The organism is Duganella sp. 3397 (assembly GCF_031456625.1).
In the GTDB taxonomy this organism is placed as follows: Bacteria; Pseudomonadota; Gammaproteobacteria; order Burkholderiales; family Burkholderiaceae_D; genus Rugamonas; species Rugamonas phyllosphaerae.
In genome coordinates this window covers 338,713-354,708 of sequence record NZ_JAVDVB010000003.1, presented here as the reverse complement: position 1 = coordinate 354,708, position 15,996 = coordinate 338,713, and the positions used below count along the sequence as shown (strand labels likewise).

Below are 15,996 nucleotides of genomic sequence, written 5' to 3'. Positions count from 1 at the left end.
ACAGACAAGCCCATCGTGCCAGACACCATTCATTCCGACCCCCAGCAACTGCGGCTCTGGCTCGCCGGCGCCGCCCGCCGCGATGCCGATGCATTCCGCGCCTTGTACGACGCCACGGCGCCGAAACTGTTCGGCTTCGCGCTGCGTATATTGAACAAGCGGGAACTGGCCGAGGATGTCTTACAGGAGAGCTTTGTGGCGATCTGGAACAATGCAGGACACTATCAAAGCCACCTGGCCGCGCCGATGACGTGGATGACGACCATCGTGCGCAACAAGGCGTTCGACCTGCTGCGCCGCGCCGACCACGACACCGAAATCGATGGCGACCCGTTTGCCGCCGACGTCATGGCCGCCTTGCACGATCCCGGCGCCACGCCGATCGAAGCGCTGCAACTGAGCCGCGACGCCCGCGCGCTGGCCTATTGCATGTCGGCGCTGGAGGGCCTGCACCGGCAGGTGGTGGGGCTGGCATTCTTCCACGACCTGTCGCACAGCGAGGTAGCGGCGCAGATGGCGCTGCCGATCGGCACCGTCAAGACCTGGATTCGGCGCAGCCTGGAAAAACTCAGGGCCTGCCTGGCCAGAGAGAACGGGGAGCGCACATGAACCTGCGCGACAACCTGCCGCTGCGCGAAAAACTCGCTGCCGAATATGCGCTCGGCACCCTGAAGGGCGGGGCGCGCCGCCGCTTCGAAGGCTATCTGCACAACGACGCCGCGCTGCGCCGCACCACTGCCGAGTGGCAGGACCGGTTGGCGCCGCTGGCCGAATTTGCCGGAGCCCAGGCGCCGCGCAAGCGGGTCTGGACCGGCATCGAGCGGCGCCTGGGCCTGCGCCCGGCGGCGCCTGCATGGCAGTTCTGGCGCAGCGATGCATGGAGTCACGCCTACAATTGGCGCCCGCTGGCGCTGGCCTCCACGGCAGTGGCGCTGGTGCTGGCGGCGCTGCTGGCCACCCAGAGCCTGCAGGCGCCGCAAGTAGACTACATGGCCACGCTGATCGACGAGCACGCGCAACCGGTGCTGGTGCTGGCCGCCGACAACCGCAAGCAGCAACTGACGGTGCGCGTGGTGAATGCGGCGCCGGTGCCAAGCGACAAATCGCTGCAACTGTGGGCCGTGCCCAAGGCCGGCAATCCGCGCTCGCTCGGTCTGGTCGATCCGGCCGGCCAGGTCACGCTGGCGCTGGGCGCGCCGGGACTCGCACTCGGCGACGACGTGGCGCTGCTGGCCGTGTCGCTCGAGCCGAAAGGCGGTTCGCGCGATCCGAACGGGCCTACCGGTCCGATACTGTACAAGGGTAACTGGGTGCGTGCCATGTGAGGTCCGCCGGTTGACTGTGCCGGGCAAATGGGTAATCATCGTGAAATCGTTTTCAAAATCAGTCAAAACTACAATGAGACAGCCGATGCCAACTTCCCGCACCTCTCTTGCCACCACCATTGCCACCGCTATCGCCTGCCTCGGTGCGGCCGGTACCTCCAGTGCTTTCGCTGCCGAGATCAAGCTTAATCAACTGGGTTTTCTGCCCGGCGCAGCCAAGGTGGCCGTGGTGCCCGCAGCAGGGACAACGGCTGGCGCCACCGCCTTTAGCGTGATCCGCGCTGGCAGCGGCGCCGTGGTGCAGCAAGGCGCGCTCGGTGCGGCCAAGGCGTCGCCCGACTCCGGCGACACGGTGCGGCTGGCCGACTTTTCCAGCTTGACCACGCCGGGCCGCTACCAGCTGCGCGTGGCGGGCATGCCCGATTCGCTGCCGTTCGAGGTTGCCTCCGGCGCGTACCAGGCGCTCAACGTGGGCGCGCTGCGCGCCTATTACTACAACCGCGCCGGCATCGCGCTCGATGCAAAGCACGCGGGCGCCTACGCGCGCGCGGCCGGCCATCCCGATACCAACGTGATGGTGCATGCCTCGGCCGCGTCCACCGCGCGCCCGGCCGGCACCATCATCGCCAGCCCGAAGGGCTGGTACGATGCCGGCGACTACAACAAGTACATCGTCAACTCGGGCATCGCCACCTCCACCTTGCTGGCGGCGTGGGAAGACTTCCCGGCGTTTTTCCAGTCGCAGGCACTGAACATTCCCGAGAGCGGCAACGGCATTCCCGACATCCTCAACGAAACGCTGTGGAACCTGGAGTGGATGCTCACCATGCAGGACCCCGATGACGGCGGCGTGTATCACAAGCTCACCGATAAAAAATTCGACGGCGCCGTGATGCCGGCCGACGCCCGCCAGCAGCGCTACGTGGTGCAAAAGACCACCGCCGCCGCGCTCGACTTTGCCGCCACGATGGCCACCGCCAGCCGGGTGCTGGCGCCGTACGACAAGCAGCTGCCCGGCATGGCCGCGCGCATGCGCACCGCTGCCGAACAGGCGTGGCGCTGGGCCAATGCCAACCCCGCCGCGTACTACCAGCAGCCGGACGACATCAAGACCGGCGAGTATGGCGACAAGGATCTGCGTGACGAATTCGGCTGGGCCGCCGCCGAACTGTTCATCACCACCGGCGACCCCGCCTATTACCAGGCCATGCAGGCGCCTTCCCTGAACGCCACCGTGCCTTCGTGGGGCGAGGTCGGTGGCCTGGCCTGGCTATCGCTGGCGCGCCACCGCCAGCACTTGAATGCGGTGGCCGACCAGGCCCTGATCGCCAGCCGCATCGACACCCTGGCTGGTCAGCTGGCCGCCGCCCGGCAGCGCTCCGCGTATGGCTATGCCATGCAGACTTCCGACTACGTCTGGGGCAGCAACGCGGTGGTGCTGAACCAGGCCATGGTGCTGGCCAGCGCCTATCGCCTCACCGGCAAGCGTGCCTACCTCGACGCGGCGCAGGCCAACTTCGATGCCATCATGGGCCGCAACGCGGTCGATATCTCGTTCGTCACCGGCTTCGGCACCCGCTCGGCGCTGCACCCGCACCACCGGCCATCGGAAGCGGACGGCATCGCCGCACCGGTACCGGGCTTCGTGGTGGGCGGCCCGCAGCCGGGCCGCGAAGATCAAAAAAACTGCAAGGCGCAATATCCATCGGCACTGCCGGCCCGCGCCTACCTTGACGACGAATGCTCGTACGCCAGCAACGAAGTCGCCATCAACTGGAACGCGCCGCTGGTGTATGTGTCGGCGGCGTTGCAGGCGTTGACGCCGGCACCGGGGCAGTAGTCGCTGCCTGGTCGCTGCCATTGGTGCAAGGCGGATTTTCCGCTTGCGGTACTATCGAGTCCGCAAGCGCGCCACCTGTTGCGCGCCACGACAGGAGACACGATGAGAGCAATCGAGCGACCAACTGGCGCACTGCTGTTGGCCGGCATATTGATGCTGGCGGCCGCCACCCCCGCCACGGCGCAGCTGCAGCCGGCGCCCACCGCCGCGCAAGATGTGCCCACCCCGCAGCAACTGTTCGGCCCCCTGTACCAGGCCGTGCAAACCGCCCATATCTACCCGGACGCCAAGACCTTTGCCGACGCCGTGCCCAGGTCCGATCCGCAGCAGATCCTGGCGCAATATCAGAAAGAGCAGCCGCGGGACAAGGCCGCGCTGCAAGCGTTCGTCGACCGTCATTTCGATCTGCCGGCGCCAGCGGCGATCACGCTGCGCCAGCACATCGCCTCGCTATGGCCGGTGCTCACGCGGCCGCCGCTCGACCCGCCCAAGTGGTCGTCGGCCTTGCCGCTGCCGGCCAATTACGTGGTGCCGGGCGGGCGCTTCCGCGAGATTTATTATTGGGACTCGTACTTCACCATGCTGGGCCTGCAAGCCGACCATCGCAGCGACCTGGTCGATTCGATGATCGTCGGTTTTCAGAGCCTGATCGAACGTTACGGCCACATCCCCAACGGCACCCGCAGCTATTACCTGAGCCGCTCGCAGCCGCCGTTTTTTGCGGCGATGGCGCAATTGAAACCGCTCGGGGTGAGCAAGTCTGACGCCAAGGCCGATACGCGTCTGCTGGCCGCGCTCAAGCGCGAACACGATTATTGGATGCGCGGCACTGCGTGCCTGCCCAGGACCGGGCAGGGCGCCTGCGAACACGTGGTGCGCCTGGCCGACGGCACCATCCTCAACCGCTACTGGGATGCGAAAGACACGCCGCGCGACGAGGCCACCCAGCCCGATCTCGACACCGCCCGCGATACTGACCGTGCCAAGCCGGCGCTGTTCCGCGACCTGCGCGCGGCTGCCGAAAGCGGCTGGGACTTCTCGTCGCGCTGGCAGGACGATCCGCAGCGCCTGGCCACCGTGCACACCACGTCGATCGCCCCAGTGGACCTCAACAGTCTGCTGTACCAGCTGGAAGGAGAAGTGGCGCGCCGCTGCGAAGCTGCGCGTGATTTGGCCTGCGCCAAACAGTTCAACCAGGTCAAGGCCACGCGCGCAGCAGCGATCCAGAAGCTGTTCTGGGTGGCCGCCGAAAAACGCTACGCCGACTATGACCTGCGCCAGCAACGGCCAACCAGGGTATTGAGCGCGGCCACCTATTACCCGCTGTGGGTCGGTATCGCCACGCCGGCGCAGGCGGCAGCGGTAGCCGAGACCACGCAGCAGCAACTGCTGGCCGAAGGCGGCTTGCGCACTACCTTGCTGCGCACCGGCCAGCAGTGGGACGCGCCCAACGGCTGGGCGCCGCTGCAATGGATTGCCATCGATGGCCTGGCGCGCTACGGCCACGAACCGCTGGCGCGCGAAATCGCCAAGCGCTGGGTGGCCACCGTGCGCCGCACCTGGGTGGAGACCGGCAAGCTGCTGGAAAAGTACGACGTCGAGGAACGCAAGAGCGGCGGCGGGGGCGAGTATCCGACCCAGGACGGCTTCGGCTGGACCAACGGCGTCACCAGCGCGCTGCTCGAGCGCTACCCGGACCTGGCGCACTGACCGGCGCCGGCGCTGTCAAAAATGGTGCGGCGCACACGGCGCCGCACCGTGGGCGCGCATCGCTGCACCTTGCTGGTGAGCACTGTTGTTTCCGGATTTATCCTGCCGATTTATTACCCCGTCAACGTTGCAATCTGGTGCTGCCTGCCGCACAATGCCCCGGCTTGTAGCCGCATCCTTACCCAGGACGCGCGCACTTATCCAGACCCCGTACCGATGCAAGGAAAAAATCGATGGAAGCTTTTATCAGTAGTTTGAATGGCGTGATCTGGAGTCCCGCGCTGATTTACCTGTGCCTTGGCGCCGGCCTGTTCTATTCGATCCAGACCCGTTTCGTGCAGGTGCGCCTGTTTACCGAAATGCTGCGCCTGCTGTTCAAGAAGCGTGACAACGATTCCGGCATCTCGTCGTTCCAGGCCCTGGCCGTGTCGTTGTCCGGCCGGGTAGGCGTGGGCAATATCGCCGGCGTGGCCGCCGCCATCGGTTTCGGCGGTCCTGGCGCGGTGTTCTGGATGTGGGCGGTCGCCTTCCTCGGCGCCAGCACGGCCTATGCCGAATCGACGCTGGGCCAGCTCTACAAGGTCGAAGAAAACGGCCAGTACCGTGGCGGCTCTGCCTACTTCTTCACGCGCTGCCTTGGCTGGCCGTGGCTCGGTGCGCTGTTTGCCGTCTCGGCCGTGATTTCCTGCGGCATCTTCCTGCCCGGCGTGCAAGCCAACGCGGTCGGTAATGCGGTCACCCAGATCTTCGGCGACGGCACCATGGTCAACACCTTCATGGGCAGCGTTGGCACCCACAAGCTGGCTGGCCTGGCGGTGATCCTGCTGGTGCTGGGCGTGATCATTTTCGGCGGCATCAAGCGCATTGCCCAGTTTGCCGAGTACGTGGTGCCGTTCATGGCGTTCGGCTACATCGTGCTGGCGCTGATCGTCATCGGCATGAATATCGACAAGCTGCCAGGCATTTTCCAGCTGATCTTCTCGGATGCATTCTCGGCCCAGGCCGGCATGGGCGCAGCGATCGGCTGGGGCGTCAAGCGCGGTGTGTACTCGAACGAAGCGGGGCAGGGTACCGGCACCCACGCGGCAGCTGCTGCCGAAACCGAGCACCCGTCGCAGCAGGGCCTGGTGCAGGCGTTCTCGATCTATGTCGATACCCTGCTGGTCTGCACCGCCACCGCGCTGATGATCTTGATCACCAACCAGTACAACGTCCAGGGCACGCTGCCCGACGGCCAGTTCCTGGTTCAGAACCTGCCGGCCAATACCGAGATCGGTTCGGCGGCGTTCACGCAAATGGCGCTGCAAAGCACGTTCGGCGGTTTTGGCCCGGTGTTCGTGGCGCTGGCGCTGTTCTTCTTCGCCTTCACCACCATCGTTGCGTATTACTACATCGCCGAGACCAATGTCGCTTACCTGAACCAGTACTTCAAGCGCAGCGTGCCGCTGGTGGTGGTCAAGCTGCTGATCATGGCGATGGTGGTGTTTGGCACCATCAACAGCGCCGGCTATATCTGGAACCTCGGCGATATCGGCGTGGGCATGATGGCGTGGATTAACATCATCGGCATCCTGATCATCTTTTTCATCTCGCGCCCGACCATCGTCTGCCTGCGTGATTACGAGAAGCAGCTCAAGGCCGGCGGCCCGATCACCTTCGATCCGGTCAAGCTGGGCATCAAGAACGCCACCTTCTGGGAGCAGCGCGCGGCCAAGCGAAAATAGGCAGATAACAAATATGCCCGGGCTTAACAAAACCCTATCGTTGCCCGGGCTATATTAGAATGGCGGCTGCCCATTCATCTTGCCCTGAAAGAAACAACCAATGCATGAATTTCTGACCCTGCTAAGCGCCTGGTTCCTGCACCTCGACGTGCATCTGGCCGAACTGGTCGCATCATACGGCCACTGGATTTACCTGTTGCTGTTCGCCGTGATCTTCATCGAAACCGGCGTGGTCATCATGCCTTTCCTGCCCGGCGATTCGCTGCTGTTCATCGCCGGCGCACTGGCCGCCAAGGGCTTGTTCGATCCGTGGATACTGTTCTTCCTGCTGCTGACCGCCGCCATCACCGGCGATGCGCTCAACTTCGCCATCGGCACCTACGTGCGGCGCAAGGCAGTCGATACATCGCGCATCCCGTTCCTGAAAGCCGAGCACATCGCGCTGACGCAACAGTTCTTCGAGCGTCATGGCGGCAAGACCATCATCCTGGCCCGCTTCGTGCCGATCGTGCGCACGCTCGCGCCGTTCGTCGCGGCCCTCGGCTCGATGCCGGCCCGCGTATTCTTCATGTACAACGTCGTCGGCGGCCTGGTGTGGGTAGGAAGTTTGCTGCTGGCTGGCTACCTGTTCGGTAACATCCCGTGGGTGAGCAACAACCTCACCATCGTCGTGCTGGGCATCGTGTTCCTGTCCATCCTGCCGGGCATCATCGCCTGGTTGCGCTCGCTGGGCAACCGGTCCAGCAAAGCCTGATATTGGTCGATTTATGGGGGCCTTGAAAAACCGTAGCGAGCGGCCCGATATCGCCTTGAGTAGCGGAAGCGTACGAAGGTACGCTGAGCAACGGATAGGCGATAGCGGGCCGCGCAGTAGGTTTTTTGAGGTTCCCTCATGCTAGAGATCCTGGCAATCACCAGCCCCATTTATCTGGTGGTGCTGGCTGGTTACCTGGCCACGCGGTCCGGCGTGTTCCTCCGCGCCGACATGGCCATTTTCGGCAAGTTCGTGCTGAACCTGGCGCTGCCGGCGCTGATCTTCAATGCGCTGGCGCAGCGCCACATTTCCGACGTGCTGCACCCCACCTACCTGCTGGCCTACCTGGGCGGCTCCGTGCTGGCCATGACCACGGCCTACCTGGTCGGGCGCCGCCTGTGCGGCTGGGACCGTACCCGCAGCACGTTTCTCGGCATGGGGGTGTCGTGCTCGAACAGCAGCTTCATCGGCTACCCGATCCTGTTGCTGATGGTAGCCCCCGGTAGCCGGCGTGGCGCTGGCACTCAATGTCCTCATCGAAAACCTGCTTATGTTGCCGCTGCTGCTCGCGCTGGCCGAGAGCGCGCGCGGTAATGGTGGCACCTGGCAGCAGGTACTGCGCCAATCGCTGCTGCGACTGGCGCGCAATCCGCTGGTGCTGGCGGTGTCTGCGGGTCTCGCCATCAGCCTGGCGCAGGTGGACTTGCCGCAACCGGTGCTGCGCACCGTGAACCTGTTTGCGCAAGCCAGTGGCGGCCTGTCGCTGTTTGCCATCGGCGGCATGCTGTTGGGGCTGCCATTGCGGGCGGGCTGGCAGAGGGTGGTGCCGGTGGTACTGGGCAAGCTGGTGGGGCATCCGCTGGCGGTGCTGCTGGTGCTCACGGTGGTCACGGCTTTGGGCGTGGCGCCGATGGAGCCGCAACTGCGGGCAGCGGCGCTGCTGATGGCTGCCATGCCGATGCTCAGTATCTATCCGATCTTGGGGCAGGCATACGGCGAGGCCGACCGTAGCGCGACCACCTTGTTGCTGTGCATGGTGGCCTCGTTCTTCACGCTCAGTGCATGGATGTGGATGCTGCGCTAACCCCGAAAAGCCGGTGCGATACGGCTGCCTGACCGTTTGCGTTTGGGGTCGAACCCCGTACCGGGTCCGACCCCGGCCGTGGCTGTGCGGGTTAAAAAAAAGCCCTGCGCACCGTGAGGTTGGCAGGGCTTTATTACATCGATCCAGAAGGGGCGTTCGCCCCTTTTCACATCTTAGATGGTATCGAGCGCAGCGTTGAAGCTGGCGCTAGGGCGCATCGCAGCTGCCGTTTTCACCGGATCAGGCTGGTAGTAGCCGCCGATATCGACTGCCTGTCCCTGCACCTTGGCCAGTTCATCGACGACCTTGGTTTCGTTTTCCGACAGGGCCTTGGCCAGCGGTGCGAAGTGGGCTTGCAGTTCCGCGTCTTCGGTCTGCGCGGCCAGGGCTTGCGCCCAGTACAGCGACAGGTAGAAGTGGCTGCCACGGTTGTCGAGCTCGCCGGTGCGGGTCGATGGCGACTTGCTGTTGTCCAGCAGTTTGCCGGTGGCTGCATCGAGCGTCTTGGCCAGGATCTTGGCCTTGTTGTTGCCTTGCTTGATGCCCAGTTCTTCCAGCGACACGGCCAGCGCCAGGAACTCGCCCAGCGAATCCCAGCGCAGGTGGTTTTCTTCCACCAGCTGCTTGACGTGTTTCGGTGCCGAACCGCCGGCGCCGGTCTCGTACATGCCGCCACCGGCCATCAATGGCACGATCGACAGCATCTTGGCCGAGGTGCCCAGTTCCAGGATCGGGAACAGGTCGGTCAGGTAGTCACGCAGGATGTTGCCGGTCACCGAGATGGTGTCCAGGCCGCGCGAGACGCGTTCCAGCGTGTAGCGCATGGCGCGCACTTGCGACATGATCTCGATGTGCAGGCCGCTGGTGTCGTGGTCTTTCAGGTACAGCTGGACCTTCTTGATCACTTCGTTTTCGTGTGGACGATACGGGTCGAGCCAGAAGATGGCAGGCATGCCCGAGTTGCGCGCACGGGTGACGGCCAGCTTGACCCAGTCGCGGATCGGTGCGTCCTTGACCTGGCACATGCGCCAGATATCGCCTTCTTCCACGGTCTGGGTCAGCAGCACTTCGCCGGTGGCCAGGTCGGTGATGTTGGCGATGCCGCCTTCGGTCACCTCAAACGTCTTGTCGTGCGAGCCGTATTCTTCGGCTTGCTGCGCCATCAGGCCCACGTTCGGCACGGTGCCCATGGTGGTCGGGTCGAAGTTGCCGTGCCATTTGCAGAAGTTGATCATCTCCTGGTAAATACGGGCAAAGGTCGACTCCGGCATCACGGCTTTGACGTCGGCAGTGCGGCCATCGGCGCCCCACATTTTGCCGCCGATGCGGATCATGGCCGGCATCGATGCATCGACGATCACGTCGTTCGGCGAATGGAAGTTGGTGATGCCCTTGGCCGAATCGACCATGGCCAGCTTCGGACGGTGCTCCAGGCATGCGTGCAGGTCCTTGAGGATTTCGTCTTTCTGCGACGCTGGCAGTTTTTCGATTTTTTCCAGCAGGTTGGACATGCCGTTGTTGACGTTGACGCCCAGTTCATCGAAGACCTTGGCGTGCTTTTCGAACGCTTCCTTGTAGAAGATGCGCACGCAGTGACCGAACACGATCGGGTGCGACACCTTCATCATGGTGGCCTTGACGTGCAGCGAGAACATCACGCCGGTCTTGTACGCGTCGTCGATTTCCTTCTCGTAGAAGTCCAGCAGCGCTTTTTTGCTCATGAACATGCTGTCGATGATTTCACCGGCTTGCAGCGAGACTTTCGGTTTGAGCACGATGGTTTTGCCCGAAGCGGTGATCAGTTCCATCTTGACGTCGCGCGGCTTGTCGATGGTCATCGACTTTTCGCCGTGGTAGAAGTCGCCGGCGTGCATGTGCGACACGTGGGTGCGCGAAGCCTGGCTCCATTCGCCCATCGAGTGCGGGTGCTTGCGCGCGTATTCTTTTACCGCTTTCGGTGCGCGGCGATCGGAGTTACCTTCGCGCAGGACCGGGTTGACGGCCGAGCCGATGCACTTGCCGTAGCGTGCTTTCAGGGCTTTTTCTTCGTCGGTTTTTGCATCTTCCGGGTAGTCTGGCAGGGCGTAGCCCTTGCCTTGCAGTTCGCGGATGGCCGCTTGCAGCTGCGAGACGGACGCGCTGATGTTCGGCAGCTTGATGATGTTGGTGTCGGGGTTCTGGGTCAGTGCGCCCAGTTCGGCCAGCGTGTTCGGCAGGCGCTGCGCTTCGGTCAGGAACTCGGGGAATTCGGCGATCACGCGGGCGGCAACGGAAATGTCGCTGGCGACAACGTCGACGCCGGCCGGCGCGGTGAACTTCTGGATGATCGGGAGCAGGGAATAAGTCGCCAGCAGCGGCGCTTCGTCGGTCAGGGTGTAAATGATTTTAGATTTTTCTGTTGCCATGTTGATTCCCTCGGTTTTACCAGTTGGATCGGTGCCAGACGGCAGGAGTGTTAGCGGTCAACTAACCCAAACGAATATTTTAGACTGTCCGCGCGCGGTTTGTGCAAATTCCGTACTCATCAGGGGGCTAATGATGCCAAATTAATCATCCTGTAAGTAAAAACCCGGATCGGGCCGCCATGTAAACACGGTCAACTTGCAGATTGACTAATTTTCCACTGGACATCATTTACGCGGTGGGTCAAGATCGCTCGTTATCAATTCGGTACCGGATGTTCCATGCGCGACCACGCCCTTCGCCTGCAGTCCCTGTCCAAGTCGTTCGGCCGCCCGGCTGTCGACCAGCTCGACCTGGCGGTGCGCCGCGGCGAGTTTTACGCCCTGCTGGGCCCCAACGGCGCCGGCAAGACCACCACCTTGCGCATGGCCACCGGCCTGCTGGCGCCCGACAGCGGCAGCGTGGAAGTGCTGGGCGTGGACATGCTGCAAGACCCGGCCGCTGCCAAGCGCCACCTGGCCTACCTGCCGGACGAGCCGATGGTCTATGCCAAGCTCAAGCCGACCGAGTACCTGGAATTTGTCGCCGGCCTGTGGGGTATCAGTGCCGAGGAAGCGGAGCCGCGCGCGCGCCAGTTGCTCGACTGGCTCGACTTGAGCCAGCACGCCCACGAGCTGACCGAGGGTTTTTCGCGCGGCATGAAGCAAAAGCTGGCGCTGGCTGGCGCCCTGATCCACGCGCCGCAATTGCTGATCCTCGATGAACCGCTCACCGGCCTGGATGCCGCCGCCGCGCGCCAGGTGAAAGATCTGCTGCAACAGCACGTGGCCGATGGCGGCACCGTGGTGCTGACCACCCACATCCTGGAAGTGGCCGAGCGGCTGGCCGAGCGCATCGGCGTGATCCGCGCCGGCCGCCTGATCGCCGAAGGCACGCTCGATGAACTGCGTGCGCTGGCCGGATTGGGCGCCGACGGCACGCTGGAAGACGTGTTCCTGCAGCTGACCGGAGTGCCGGCATGATCGATTTGAAGGGCGCACCGGGCGGCACCTGGTGGCTGCTGCGCCACGAAGTGCGCATGTATTTCACCACCATGCGCAAGCTGCGCGCCAACGGCAAGATCAGGGCCAACTGGCTCGGTCCGGGCCTGAGCGTGGTGTTGCAGCTGGCCTTGCACTGGGGTGCGTACCTGGTCATTCCTGTCATCCATCAGCATGGCCCGACGCCGGCGCTGGCCGCAACGCTTGCGACCGGCGTGCTGCTGGTGGGTGTGACCTTGATGCTGGCAGCGGCCTTGCGCGGCAGCGTGGACGCCCTGTTCGAGCGGGGTGACCTGGACTTGCTGCTGTCGTCGCCGTTGCCGGCCCACAGCATTTTCTTCGCGCGCCTGCTGGGCATCGTGATCAGCGTGGCCGCCATGTTCCTGTTCTTCCTGGCGCCGCTGGCCAATATGGGGCTGCTGACCGGCCACCCGGAGTGGCTGGCGCTGTACGTGGTGGTGATTGCGCTGGCGCTGCTGGTGTCGTCCTGTTCGATGCTGCTCACGCTGGCGCTGGTGCGGCTGATCGGTGCGCGCCGCACCAAGGTGCTGGTGCAGGTGCTCAGCGCCGTGGCCGGCGCGCTGGTGTTCCTGCTCTCGCAGGCAGCCAATAGCCGCAGCGAAATGGGCGCCTGGCTGCAGGGAGCGCTGCATGGCGACTGGCCCGGCGTGCTGTGGCTTGGCCGCGCCGCGCTGGGCCAGCCGGCGCCGCTGGCCGGTTTGCTGGTCGCCGGCGTGGCGCTGTTCTTTTTTACCACCCGCACTATGCGCGGCTTTTTCGTCAGCGGCGTGCAGCAGGCGGCCGGATCGGGCAGGGCGGCTGCGGCCCCTCCGGGTGGGCCGCGCTTCAATTTCCGGCGCGGCCTGGTGTGGGCCACCATGGTCAAGGAATGGCGCCTGATCGCACGCGATACGCGCCTGCTCACGCAAGTGCTGCTGCGCCTGCTGTACATGGTGCCGCTCGGCTTCCTGATCTTCAAAAACTCGGAAACCGTCAACCTGGCGGCCGGCGCCTCGCTGGTGTTCGTCTGCGCCTCGCTGGCCGGTTCGCTGGCGTGGATCATCATGGCGGCCGAAGACGCGCCGGACCTGCTGGCCAGCGCGCCGCGCAGCGCCAGCCTGTTGCGCCGCGCCAAGCTGGCGGCGGCGGTGACGCCGCCGCTGGCGCTGGTGCTGTTGCCGGCGCTGTGGCTGGCAGTGCACCGGCCCTTGATGGGCCTGGTCACCCTCATCGCGCTGGTGTCGTCGTCGCTGGCCAGCGCCGTCATCGTCATGTGGAGCAGCCGTCCCGGCGCCCGCGCCGATTTCCAGCGCAGCGCCAGCGGTGTGAGCGCCACCCTGCAAGGCGTGAGCGGTATCGCCTGGGCCGGCGCGGCCTGGATGCTGCTCATCGGCCTGGAGTACGGCACCGGGCTTAAATGGTTTGCCCTGGCGCTGGGCGTGGCGCTGGCGGCGTTGCTGGTCGCGTGGGTTATTCACGGCAAGCGGGTGGGGCGGTGGAAGCAGTTGCCGTCGGCCGTCCGGGCCAAGGTGGGCTGACAACCTGGTTTGACAAGGTGGTTTGACAAGGTGGTCCGAGACAAGGATCACATGCGGTTCATCCCTGCCTTATAACTTTAGTGCCCCAGCAGCCTGGACGCTGCCGCTACCTGTTCATGTTCAAAGGCCGGTGCGAAGTCGTCCAGTTCCCTTGCGGTCAATCCCACCTCGCGGCTTAGCGCAAGCTCGCGCCAGGTTGTTACGGCAGACGTTACTTCGCACAGGATGGATGCCGCCTGTTCTCGTCCGAGAGAAAAATACGTCGCCCGTGCCATCAGCATCTGGATGTCTGTGATTGGCCCGTCCATCTCCGACAGCCAGGTCTTGGATTCCCGGTCCTTGTCGGGAAAGGGATTGATATCGAAGGCCGGGGCCAGTCGCCACAGCCCACGATCCACGTGCAGGAAGCCGTGATTTTGCAAATGATCGTCCACGTTCGTAATCAGCAGGTTGAATACAAGGCGCCGCCATAATTGGTGCAGATCCGGCGTGGGCGCGTGGCCGTGGGAACGGATGGCGTCTGCGACCTCTGTGTCGCTCCGGTCGTCGGCGCGCGCTGCCTGCAATACCGATGCTGCCGATTGGTATGGGATGCGGCCGTCGTTGTCATCGCGATCAAAGCGGCGAATCACGGCAACTACAACTTCGGCGCCCTTGTCACCCAATAAGACGATGCGCGCAGAGGCAGCATCGATACCGGCCTTCGAGGCTAGTTTCAGTGCCAGCACTTCGCCCCGGGTCACGCTGCGTGCATCGTCCACGCTGGGGAATTTGCCTATCCCCAAGCATCCATCTTCATCCACGATCGTGCATTTCGGACGCATGCCGCCAAGCGAGGTGCCTCTGCCTTGCAGGTAGCGCAGGTCCTCGGCAGTCTCTCTTCCCCGCTCAACTGCGCGACTCGCTTCGTAGACGCGTGCCAGTTCGATCAGTGGCGGTGTCGTGCGGCACCCCTTGTTCACCGACCGCAACCAGGTGCCATCGGGGCCGCGCAAGCGGAGCGCGCCGACGCGGCTGAAGTCGTCCACGGCCAGCAAGTAGTCCAGCTCGGTCAGAGCAGGCAAACCTGGAGTCGTCATTGGCGGTGTCCAGCAATTGTTCCAGTGCCCTGATCTCGCCGAAGACATGCAGGGCGCGGGCGAAAAAATGCAATGGCACGCGCGCGTCGCCTTTTCCCATCCGCCGCACGGTGGAAATGGACGCACCCATGCGTTCGGCCAGTGACGCTTGTGAAATGTGGCGCCGACGGCGCGCCAGGGAGAGGTCGAGCCCGAATTTATGTATCGCCCGCTCGACCGGCAAGGGTAATGGCTGATCCATTAAAGTTCTCATCAGACTGTTTAATAGCTACAAGATCTCTGTATGGAACGGTTATAGGCCAGTTCCTAAAATGATTCACAAGCGTGCTACCGCATCTTACGAAGACAACCCATGAGTAGCGTCCTGCGCGAAGCTGCCAAACAACTCCAGCACCCCCCGCGGGGCCTGCGCATCAAAAAACATCGCCATATTCTGCGCCGATTCGCGCGCGCACGGTTCGCTGCGGGAAAACATAGCGGTCTCGTAACTGGCCAGCGCCGCCTCAAGGTCCTGGGGCCACGCTGCGATTGCCAGCCCCAGTTCGGCGCCATCGAGCAGCGCCAGGTTGGCGCCTTCGCCGGCGAACGGCGACATCAGGTGGGCGGCGTCACCGAGCAGCGTGACGCCCGGTACGCGATCCCAGCGGTGTCCGACCGGCAGCGCGTGGATGGGGCGTAGCAGCGGCGGGCCGTCGCAGCCGGTGATCAAGGCGGTGAGTGCCGGCGCCCAGTCTTCGAACTCGCGCGCCAGCAGGGCGGTTGCCTGCGCGGGGTTGGATAAATCGATGGCGGCCATCCACTGTTCGGAGCGATTGAGGGCGACATAGGAATGCAAACTGCCGTCGCCGTGCCGGTGCGTGAAGATGCCCTGGCCCGGTGCGGTGGCGATCATGGTGCCGTTGCCGGCCAGGCTGGCTCTGGCCCGATGGCGTTGTTCGGCATCTGCCATCGTGATCTCGACGAACGACGTGCCGCTGTAGGTGGGCACGTCCGCAGACACCAGCGGCCGTACGCGCGACCAGGCGCCGTCGGCGCCGACCAGCAGCGTGCTGACGACAGTGGCGCCGTTGGCGAACGTCACCTCGTGGCGACCTTCACCGGTGGCGCGTAAAGCGACGACCCTGTGGCCCCAGCGGATGCTCGCCGGCGGCAACGCATCGAGCAGCAGGCGCCGCAGCGCGCCCCGGTCCACCTCGGGCCGGTCGCCGTGGGCCAGGTCGGGCCGGTCGAGCAGTATGCTCCCGTTCTTGTCCACCAGCCGCTTGGCGTCCGCGCCGGCAATCACGATGCCGAGGAATTGCGCATGCAGCCCGGCAGCCTTGAGCGCGACCTGGCCGTTGTATTCGTGGATGTCGAGCAGGCCGCCTTGCACCCGGGCGTCGGGACCAGCTTCCGCTTCATAGATGGTGGCGGCGATGCCGTGCACGTGCAGCACGCGTGCGAGCATCAACCCGCCCAGGCCGGCGCCGATGATGGTGATCCGTGGTTGCATAAAAACC

The 15,996-nt window shown here is 64.2% G+C and carries 12 protein-coding genes and 1 pseudogene; 10 read left to right on the top strand and 3 right to left on the bottom strand.

The window, feature by feature from the left end:
• Positions 1 to 15: 15 nt before the first annotated feature.
• From J2X54_RS10270 to J2X54_RS10235, 8 genes are all read left to right on the top strand, one after another.
• Positions 16 to 609 (top strand): sigma-70 family RNA polymerase sigma factor, encoded by a 594-nt coding sequence (locus J2X54_RS10270; protein WP_070247477.1) that lies wholly within the window; start codon positions 16 to 18, stop codon positions 607 to 609.
• Positions 606 to 1,325 (top strand): anti-sigma factor domain-containing protein, encoded by a 720-nt coding sequence (locus J2X54_RS10265; RefSeq protein WP_310180297.1) that lies wholly within the window; start codon positions 606 to 608, stop codon positions 1,323 to 1,325. The genes J2X54_RS10270 and J2X54_RS10265 overlap by 4 nt, the downstream gene beginning before the upstream one ends.
• A gap of 85 nt (positions 1,326 to 1,410) precedes the next feature.
• Positions 1,411 to 3,165 (top strand): glycoside hydrolase family 9 protein, encoded by a 1,755-nt coding sequence (locus J2X54_RS10260; protein ID WP_310180295.1) that lies wholly within the window; start codon positions 1,411 to 1,413, stop codon positions 3,163 to 3,165.
• Positions 3,166 to 3,267: 102 nt separating this feature from the next.
• Positions 3,268 to 4,875: an alpha,alpha-trehalase TreA gene (gene treA, locus J2X54_RS10255; protein WP_310180294.1), complete on the top strand. Its 1,608-nt coding sequence runs from the start codon at positions 3,268 to 3,270 to the stop codon at positions 4,873 to 4,875.
• Positions 4,876 to 5,108: 233 nt separating this feature from the next.
• Positions 5,109 to 6,599 carry an alanine/glycine:cation symporter family protein gene (locus J2X54_RS10250; protein WP_310180293.1) on the top strand — a complete coding sequence of 497 codons (1,491 nt, stop codon included), beginning with the start codon at positions 5,109 to 5,111 and terminating at the stop codon, positions 6,597 to 6,599.
• Between the two features lie 100 nt (positions 6,600 to 6,699).
• The gene (locus tag J2X54_RS10245; protein WP_070247472.1) at positions 6,700 to 7,353 is read left to right on the top strand and encodes a VTT domain-containing protein; all 654 of its coding nucleotides are present in this window, start codon (positions 6,700 to 6,702) and stop codon (positions 7,351 to 7,353) included.
• Between the two features lie 138 nt (positions 7,354 to 7,491).
• Complete coding sequence (locus J2X54_RS10240; protein ID WP_310180286.1) at positions 7,492 to 7,947, top strand: AEC family transporter; 456 nt, start codon at positions 7,492 to 7,494, stop codon at positions 7,945 to 7,947.
• Entirely contained in the window at positions 7,904 to 8,437 is a 534-nt protein-coding gene (locus J2X54_RS10235) for an AEC family transporter (protein WP_310180283.1), read from the top strand. Before J2X54_RS10240 ends, J2X54_RS10235 begins: the two co-directional genes overlap by 44 nt.
• 173 nt (positions 8,438 to 8,610) lie before the next feature.
• Here the strand turns inward: J2X54_RS10235 and J2X54_RS10230 are convergent, their stop codons facing one another.
• A complete protein-coding gene (locus tag J2X54_RS10230; RefSeq protein ID WP_070247470.1) occupies positions 8,611 to 10,842 on the bottom strand; it encodes an NADP-dependent isocitrate dehydrogenase in 2,232 nt (743 codons plus the stop codon).
• A 279-nt stretch (positions 10,843 to 11,121) separates the two neighbouring features.
• Between J2X54_RS10230 and J2X54_RS10225 the strand changes: the two genes are divergently transcribed.
• The gene (locus tag J2X54_RS10225; RefSeq protein ID WP_310180278.1) at positions 11,122 to 11,862 is read left to right on the top strand and encodes an ABC transporter ATP-binding protein; all 741 of its coding nucleotides are present in this window, start codon (positions 11,122 to 11,124) and stop codon (positions 11,860 to 11,862) included.
• A complete protein-coding gene (locus J2X54_RS10220; RefSeq protein ID WP_310180275.1) occupies positions 11,859 to 13,418 on the top strand; it encodes a hypothetical protein in 1,560 nt (519 codons plus the stop codon). The genes J2X54_RS10225 and J2X54_RS10220 overlap by 4 nt, the downstream gene beginning before the upstream one ends.
• Positions 13,419 to 13,495: 77 nt before the next feature.
• Here J2X54_RS10220 and J2X54_RS10215 read toward each other — a convergent pair.
• Together J2X54_RS10215 and J2X54_RS10210 are read right to left on the bottom strand one after the other, a co-directional pair.
• Positions 13,496 to 14,488: pseudogene (locus tag J2X54_RS10215) on the bottom strand (type II toxin-antitoxin system HipA family toxin); the annotation flags it as partial.
• A gap of 346 nt (positions 14,489 to 14,834) precedes the next feature.
• Complete coding sequence (locus J2X54_RS10210) at positions 14,835 to 15,989, bottom strand: NAD(P)/FAD-dependent oxidoreductase (protein WP_310180272.1); 1,155 nt, start codon at positions 15,987 to 15,989, stop codon at positions 14,835 to 14,837.
• Positions 15,990 to 15,996 lie beyond the last annotated feature (7 nt).

Coding starts and splice junctions, on each gene's coding strand:
- J2X54_RS10220 (WP_310180275.1), top strand. CDS start 11,859: ATGATCGATTTGAAGGGCGCACCGGGCGGCACCTGGTGGCTGCTGCGC.
- J2X54_RS10260 (WP_310180295.1), top strand. CDS start 1,411: ATGCCAACTTCCCGCACCTCTCTTGCCACCACCATTGCCACCGCTATC.
- J2X54_RS10235 (WP_310180283.1), top strand. CDS start 7,904: ATGTTGCCGCTGCTGCTCGCGCTGGCCGAGAGCGCGCGCGGTAATGGT.
- J2X54_RS10210 (WP_310180272.1), bottom strand. CDS start 15,989: ATGCAACCACGGATCACCATCATCGGCGCCGGCCTGGGCGGGTTGATG.
- J2X54_RS10250 (WP_310180293.1), top strand. CDS start 5,109: ATGGAAGCTTTTATCAGTAGTTTGAATGGCGTGATCTGGAGTCCCGCG.
- J2X54_RS10245 (WP_070247472.1), top strand. CDS start 6,700: ATGCATGAATTTCTGACCCTGCTAAGCGCCTGGTTCCTGCACCTCGAC.
- J2X54_RS10265 (WP_310180297.1), top strand. CDS start 606: ATGAACCTGCGCGACAACCTGCCGCTGCGCGAAAAACTCGCTGCCGAA.
- J2X54_RS10230 (WP_070247470.1), bottom strand. CDS start 10,842: ATGGCAACAGAAAAATCTAAAATCATTTACACCCTGACCGACGAAGCG.
- J2X54_RS10225 (WP_310180278.1), top strand. CDS start 11,122: ATGCGCGACCACGCCCTTCGCCTGCAGTCCCTGTCCAAGTCGTTCGGC.
- treA (WP_310180294.1), top strand. CDS start 3,268: ATGAGAGCAATCGAGCGACCAACTGGCGCACTGCTGTTGGCCGGCATA.
- J2X54_RS10240 (WP_310180286.1), top strand. CDS start 7,492: ATGCTAGAGATCCTGGCAATCACCAGCCCCATTTATCTGGTGGTGCTG.